A 7511-nucleotide genomic window follows, 5' to 3' on the forward strand; every position below is an offset into this window, starting at 1 on the left:
AGGCAAGGCCTCCGCTGCGCTCCGGCCCGTGGTGGCGCTGACGCGCCACCAGATGCCCCCCGCAAGCGGGGGGCATCGACGGGCCTACGGCCCGTTGGGGTGTCCGCTTACGCTCCCACTCCTGGCCCTTCCGGCTACGCCTCCAGACCTGGGCCCGCTGACGCGGGCCAGCTGGCAACAGCGAAGGGGTGGGCGAGTCCGTCGGGTGCCGGCCCGCAGGCTCGGGAGTGTCGATGACAGTCGGCCGCGGTGGGGACATCGAGTGCGGGAGGGGTCCTGCCGAGAGGGTTCCGCATCACCGGATGCATCACATTGTGAGCTGTGTAGAAACCCGAGAAACCTGCCACCGCCCCCGGGCGCTTCGCCCCCCTGCCGCGCACCGGTCAGACCCGAGAGACTCCTACCCCACCCCACCAGACGCCCTCCCCAGTAGCGCTCTGACCAGCACAAATAACACCAGGGGGCGATGCGCGGCCCCGCCCACGCGGAACCCTCGAGCGCCCCGGGATCAGCAACACGTCACTACACCATACAAAACTGACGATACATCAGGTCGTATCCACGAAATCCCCCGGTCGCTCAAAACCCAAACCACGTCTAGCTAGTAGAGATATCTCTCCTCTGTTCTTTTCCTCCGGAAATAGGCTGGAGATGGGGCCGAAAATCGCGGATAAATGGCGCGGTAAAAGGACCATTGGGAATCATAGAAACGGACTGCCGCGGGCGTAAAGCGGTAGGACAGTTCAGCGCCTGAATCTTCCATGTTTACCAGTGAACGACCGGCCCAGCGACGATAAAGGAGTGCGGGTCCAAGCTCAGGCCAGAACTCATGAACTGCGCCGACTGCACGGGGGCCTGGAGGGTGGGAGTAGACAGTCCACAGTGCATCAGCGAAGGCGCGCCACTGCCGCGCGGTCAACGCCTGCGAAAGCGACCACATCAGCCTGGTCGCAGACGTCTCCGGCGAGGTCGACAGCTTGGCTGCGACGTCCTGGAGCTCCTCCTCCGCGTCGCCGCCGTCTCCAGGCCGCGGGTAGGCGGCGCTCGCGGCGAGCATTGCCTCTCTCCTGCGCAGGCCTCGGTGCCTGTCCAATTGAACGTTCATGGCCCGCGTGAGGATGCCCAGTGGCTGCCTGACGTACAGAAAGACCTGCTGGACGGCTGGGTCGTCCGAGGTCACTACCTCACCAGTCCGCTCCATGCGGCTGAACAGGTCCCCCATGCTCTCGGAGACTCGAAGCGCCCTCTTGATGGCTTCCGGGTGATGTCTGAGGGCGAGCTCAACCCTGGTGTCTCTCACTCCCAGGGCTTCCGCGAGCTTGGCCGGGAACCGTCCCGTTCCTCGGCTGGGCAGCAGCCCCTCGGTCTCGACCGAACGGTAGCTGCTGATGCTGATACCAGCTCTGTCAGCGACATCGGCAACGCGCAGCCCCGCTACACGCCGCAGATCAGTGAGCGGAGCGGGAACCAGATGGGGGGTGGGTCTCTGACCCTCGTATGGGGCAGTCAACGCACGAACGACCTCGACTTCGGTGCCCAGTTCCTCGGCCAGCAGCCGCTCCCTCTGCCGGGAGCTGCCCGTTCTAGCGCCCAGCGGCGGCCTCACAAGCCTGTCTGCTGGCACTTCCAGCACCTCCGCTAGGAATGCTGCCCGCCGCGCCTCAGGTACGGTCTTGCCGGCCTCGTAGGCAAGCACCATCGCCTTTGTAGTGCCCACCGCTTCAGCAAGCCGCGCTGCGCTCAGGCCCCGCTTCAACCTCTGTCTGCGCAACTCCGTCCCATTGAAGAACCCTGTTCCTCGAGCCATACGCCCCCCCTAGAACATGCTGACTGCCGTTCCGAGCAGGGTACGCTTTAGAGCTAGGAAGAATGATAGCTTAGAGTCATGCATGGTGACTATAAGCTATAGAGCCAGCTAGGCGGGATCCTAGGGGTCGTTTTAGGTTTGCGACTGTTGCATCTCTGCATCGTCAGAGTGCACCCTTCAAGGGATCAGATCAGACTTGGTTGCGCGTGCAGGGCCGGAGCACAGCTTCAGGCGCCTCTCGTGGCACCCCTGTTGGAACGCTGAAGCCAAAGGAAGAGAGACCCGCGCCGATTGGCCAATCGGTATGCGCGGGCCTCTCTTGGGACCGCTTCAGATTTGTGACGGTGGGTGAGGCTGGAACCTCACCCGCCGCCCAACAGGACCTGCAGCAACCTGACGAAGAGCATCAGCCCTTCGAAGGTCGCCTCCCGTCGGCGCTCTCGCGTCCAGAACCTGCGGTCCTCGTCATCACCCCGGACGGGGTCTGACTCGGACATAGCGGTATCACCCCCTTCCCGATGGATCCTTAAGGAATGCACCGGGCGAACGGGTGATGCGGACCATCTTACGGGTACCGGCTGGGACCCCAGTTCGGCAAAGCTGACTGGCCGACACGAAACGCTCTGACCAGGGCAGTTGTAGCGGAATCCGCCCTCAGGTCTGCGCCGCCGCTCGCTGGCCTCCTGCCGCAACACGTCAACTGGTCATCATCTGACCAGGTATGCGCGATTTTCAGTGATCGCTTTGTTGTTCTGGTCTAAGGCCCCCTGCGCCGTGCCGGTCGTCAGTACGCGATGTCGATGTAGTCGATGTCCGTGAACTCGACCAGCAGCTCCTGGGCTCGACCGCCGCTGTCCTTGAAGTAGACCTCCTGCAGTCCCTCGGCGGTGAGCTGCTGCAGCTCCGCCTCGGAGGCGCCGGCGTCTTGGGCGGCGAGCAGCTGGCTCGCGTACTCGGGCGGGAGGTGCTGGGTGATCCGCCGCATCCGTCCGTCGTCGGTGGTGCCGGGCGCGGCGGTGAACCCGAACCGGGCCCGGGTCTCGATGACCAGGCCCGTGGACTTCGCGGCCTTGTCCCGGGCGCGCTTGCGCACCAGGGGCTGCCACCGGCGGCGGACCTCGGCCGCCATCCGCTGGGCGAGCTCCGCCTTGGGCGTGCGGAACTGGTCGCGGACGTACCGCTCCACCGTGCGCTGCGAGACCCCCAGCAGGCCGGCCACGGCACGGGTGGAGCCCTTGTGCTGCCGGACCAGGTACCGCATCTGTGCGCCCGCGGACTTGGGGATGGGGCGGGTGAACGCCTCCTGCGAGGCGCGGTCCAGGCTGTCGCCGACGACGCGCATGCTGTCCTCGATTCTTTCCCAGCGCTGGGAAGGTTTTCTTGATCGTCTAGCAGGGGCGACGCTTTCTGTGGACTGACCGCTCCCCGACTGGCTGTGGACGGCCACCGCGGTCGGAGCTCGGCCGCCTGGGTCGGGCAGGGGTCCGCCACGTGTGGACCTGGCTGCCGCCCAGGTCAGGGCGGGCCGCGCTCCGCGGAGACCGAACCGGTCCCGTGATAGAACGACGATGGCTCCCCACCCCGTCGACATCGGGGTGGGGAGCCGTATATCCGTGCCGGAGTTACGCGACGATGCCGCGGATCTTCCGCCCGAGTTCCGTGGACGGGTAGAGGATCGCTTCGGCGACCCGGCCGCCGGAGTCCTTCGCGCCACCTGCGAACGACACCCCCGTCACCTGCCCCTCGTTGACCAGCGCCTTACCGCCGACCCCATCCCAGTACTGCGCCGACCGGTCCCACTTGACGGACGTCACCATGTTCATGAGCGTCTCCTCCGTGATCCGATCGGTCTCCACCCACTCGGTCGCGTGGTGCACGGCGACGCCGAGCCCGGTGAGGATCGCCGGCGCGTTCAGCGCCGTCCCCTTCGGCCCCTTGGCCAGCTCCGGGGCGAGCTTCGTGAGGACCGTCGACAGCAGCGACACCACCCGCTCCTTCTGCTCCTCCGCCGACACCTTCTCCGTGTCCAGCGTCGATTCCGTCACCGTCGCCGACGTCTTCGCGATCCCGGACCGGCCGAGGAGCGCGGTGGTGACCAGCGCCCGCAGCCCCGACAGCGTGATCAGCTTGTCGTCCGACACGGCGAGCTGCCGACGCTGCGACTGCACCAGCGAGGCGAGGGAGACGATGCCGTCGGCGGTGGGGATCTTCACCCGGTCGGCGATCTTGTGGGCGAGCTGCGTCCCCAGATCGCGCTGGTCCATGGACATCGCGAGGTTCTTGTCCACCGTGATGCCCTTGACGTTGCGGTCGTGGAACACCTGCCGCGCCTCCTCGACGCTCAGGTCCCAGTACAGCTCCACCGGGACCCGCACGTCGCGGAGCTGGTCGATCGTCAGCCCGTATGCCTCCGGATCGGAAGCAATCTGGTGCAGCGCCGTGCACTGCGTCTCGCCGTCGATCGGTACCTCGTGCGCGCCAACCGGGATGAACACCTCGTACAGCCCCGACCCCGCAGCCTCCGCCACCTCCTTCGCGGTGGCGGTCGGCGTCCCATCCGCCTGGGACGGGATCCAGATGGTCACCGGCGGCGTGGACCAGCCGTTGAAGAGGTCGCCGCGCAGACCCGCGGCAATGTAGTCGGCGTACTCGTTCGCGTTCTTGCCCTTCGCCCCGGCAAGGGTCCGCTGTACGAGAAGCCGGATCTCGGCGTGCGCCTTGAGGAGAGCCCCCGCCTGCGCCAGGTTCTTCTTCCCCTCCTCCTTCCGCGGGTCGGGCACCGTGTGGACGAGGGAGAGCAGCTCGACGCTGGTGACGGCGACGCCGGGCCGCACGATCATCGCAGGCAGCGTGGTTCCCTGCCGTCCGAACATGGACAGGCTCATTTCAACCTCCAAGGTGGGCTTCCGCGGCACGAAATCCGTAGCCGCTGCACTGAAGTTAGAGCATTCAAAGCTTCCGCGGAAGCTCAAATTGAAAGAATGACTGCCCAGAGAGCGGCAGTTGGACTTCCGCGGGAGAGTGCTGACAGTGCATCACCGCACGTCAGCGCAGCAATCTGCCGGTCCTTCCTGGCGATCCGGTTGGCACCGCACTCGGCCAGCTCGGTGCCCACGACGCATCCGCCCCAGCACCCCTGACAGGCCGGCCGCACCCGGATGTACACGAGGAGCCGCCTCCGTCCCCGGCTGCACGGTCGAGCCGGTATCCGGGGGCGCTGTGCCGCCAGCGAGGTACCTGCTCCGGTTCCGCGTCGGGTTGTACGGGGGCTTCCACGCGGGCCTGTCGCCGCGGTCCTCACGTATCCGAATTGGACCGCGGCGTGCGGGATCAGCAGTCGGTCATCACCTGGTTGAGGATCCAGGTGGGGCCCGCGGCACGAGTACAGACCTGACTCTTCCCAGCGGGCTCTGAGCACCACTTCTGATCCGCACGCCCGCTTCGGCGCGGGCCGGCGGCGAGTCCGATGGCCCTGTCCGTCCAGTCCGGGCGGGCCTTCGCCTATCGAAGGCACTGATGAGACAGACTGCTTTACGTACACCGAAGTAGCCGGTCCGTCCGCGGGCCGGTGAAGCGAACGGAAGGCCTTCGATGGCAAAGATCCATGTGGTCGCGAACCGCAAGGGCGGCGTGGGGAAGTCGCTGATCTCCTTGAACCTGGGTGCGGTCTGCGCCGATGTCGCGGGTCCGCGGGGCGACGGGAGTCCGTCGGTCGCGGTCGCGTCCGCCGACCCCCAGGGGACGTCCCTGTGGCGGGCGGCGCGGCTGGTCGAGCAGCCCTTCGACGTCCTCGACATCTCCGGGGACCTGGAGAACATCCAGCTCCTCAGGAAGCTCCCGTACAGCCACATCTTCGTGGACACCCCGGGGTGGGCGGAGATCACGCCGGAGCAGTACGAGGCCGGTGAGGATCCGCTGGGTGACGACCGGTACGGGCGGCTGCTGAGCGCGCTCCTGGGCCAGGCGGACGACGTCATCGTCCCGATCCTGACCGAGCCCGACTCCTTCGAGCCCACGTGGCAGACGATCGAGTGGGTGCTCAAGCCGCGCGGGTTGGCCTACCAGGTGGTCATCAACAACTGGCCGCCGGCCGAGGGCCAGGCGTACGTCGATGGCACCCGCGCGTTCTGCGAGAGCCATGGCTGGCCGGTGGCCCGGACGGTGATCCGCCGGTACCGCGTCCACACGAACGCGACGCGGGTGGTGACGCAGTACAACAACAACCGGGTGGAGCTGCAGGCACGGGAGGATTTCTACCGCTTCGCCCTGGAACACGGGCTTCGCGGGGCCGGGAACCGGCTGGACGAGATCGAGGCGGGTGTCTGATGGGCGGGACGCGCACGAGCATCGCCGAGCAGTTCAGCCGGACCGCGGTGGGCACCGGGGTGGCGCCGGAGAAGCAGACCGTCCAGCCGCAGCGGCAGGCGGCCGAGCCCGAGATCCCGGTCTTCCGTGCGCCGGCGAGCCAGGACCGGGCCGAACGTCTGGCGCACTGTCAGGGCGCCATCACCTTCGCCGATGCGTGGGCCCAGGCGGCGACGGAGGGGATTCAGCAGCAGTACCTGCTGATGACCAGCGGCGCCTACGAGCTCGTCCGCGAGGAGCGGCTCTGGGAGGACAGCGGCCTGGCGTCCTTCGACGCCTGGGGCAAGGCGCTCAACGGCCACGGCGCCGACTACATGAACAAGGTCATCCGGATCGGCCCGGTCGTGCGGGCGCTGGCGCCGGTGACCAAGCGGCAGCTCCAGGAGAAGCCGCTGCGCCCGCTGGTGTCGGTGCAACGGGACCACGGTGACGAAGCCACGCGCGCCTGCTGGAAGGAAGCCGAGACGGCCGGGGAGCTGACCTATCAGGGGTTCCTGAAGGCGGCCGTCAAGCTCGGCTACAAGGTCGAGGTCGAGTCCGATCCGCGTCCGCTGGCCGCTGCCATCGACCCGGCCAAGCTCAGTCTCGCGGCGCTGCGCCGACTCGGCGCAAGCGACCCGGACCTCGCCTTCGAGGCCTGCGGCGAGCTGATGCGCGAGCTGACCGCCCTCAAGGCCGAGCTCGGTCAGCGGGCCCTGGGGCAGAACGGCTGAAGACCCGTAGGAAGACCCCGGGTCTTTTCGTCCAAGTGACGGGAAGACCCGGGGTCTTCCTACGAAGACCCCGCGGTCGCGCAGGACATCGGGGGCCGGACACAGCGCGGCCCCGGTACTCCGTGGAGTGCCGGGGCCGAAGAGCGGACCGGTCGTACTGCCCCAGAGCGCGCTGGGCACCGGGCCTGTTCCGCGCACCCATGTCGGCGCGGACTGATCATGACCGTAGCGGAACCGGGGGCGGCGGCGCACCGGATCGATCAGACCCCGGTACGGTTCCGCGTTGCCTGATCGACGGGTAAAAACGGGGGGTGAGGCCCGGGGCGATTGATGCGCCCCGGGCCTCGCCCATGGTGGTGACGGTCGCTCATCCGGTGTAGCCGGCTGCGATCAGGTCGGCGGCGGCCTGCCGGCGCTCGCCGGCGATCGTGCGTCCCACGCCGAGTGCCGTCTCGATCTCGGCGAGCGGAACCGCGTCCTTGTCGCCTCCGGCGGCGAGGATCATCCGGGCCACGCGTCGTTCCGCCCGCTCCCGCATCGACAGTCGGGCAAGGTCCTCGGCCTCGAGCGCGGCGAGCTCGGCGCGCGCGATGGTCTCCCGGTGGGCGGCGGCCCGGCGTTCGGCC

Annotated in this window: 6 protein-coding genes; 2 read left to right on the plus strand and 4 right to left on the minus strand. The window is 67.7% G+C overall.

The genetic code is table 11. The annotated features are described in order from the left end of the window. Positions 1-601: 601 nt before the first annotated feature. From AC3A46_RS19050 to AC3A46_RS19060, 3 genes are all read right to left on the minus strand, one after another. Entirely contained in the window at positions 602-1807 is a 1206-nt protein-coding gene (locus AC3A46_RS19050) for a helix-turn-helix domain-containing protein (RefSeq protein ID WP_386026638.1), read from the minus strand. A 784-nt stretch (positions 1808-2591) separates the two neighbouring features. Continuing rightward, entirely contained in the window at positions 2592-3149 is a 558-nt protein-coding gene (tpg, locus tag AC3A46_RS19055; protein WP_386026634.1) for a telomere-protecting terminal protein Tpg, read from the minus strand. Between the two features lie 280 nt (positions 3150-3429). Then, positions 3430-4692: a DNA sulfur modification protein DndB gene (locus tag AC3A46_RS19060; RefSeq protein ID WP_386026632.1), complete on the minus strand. Its 1263-nt coding sequence runs from the start codon at positions 4690-4692 to the stop codon at positions 3430-3432. A gap of 706 nt (positions 4693-5398) precedes the next feature. Between AC3A46_RS19060 and AC3A46_RS19065 the strand changes: the two genes are divergently transcribed. Next, complete coding sequence (locus AC3A46_RS19065) at positions 5399-6133, plus strand: ParA family protein (RefSeq protein WP_360712953.1); 735 nt, start codon at positions 5399-5401, stop codon at positions 6131-6133. Then, positions 6133-6885 carry a hypothetical protein gene (locus AC3A46_RS19070; protein ID WP_487666634.1) on the plus strand — a complete coding sequence of 251 codons (753 nt, stop codon included), beginning with the start codon at positions 6133-6135 and terminating at the stop codon, positions 6883-6885. The genes AC3A46_RS19065 and AC3A46_RS19070 overlap by 1 nt, the downstream gene beginning before the upstream one ends. 367 nt (positions 6886-7252) lie before the next feature. Here the strand turns inward: AC3A46_RS19070 and AC3A46_RS19075 are convergent. Beyond that, the coding region (locus AC3A46_RS19075; RefSeq protein WP_487666635.1) for a hypothetical protein at positions 7253-7511 on the minus strand (259 nt) is incomplete at its 5' end.

Source organism: Microbacterium sp. Soil_C_42, from assembly GCF_057656735.1.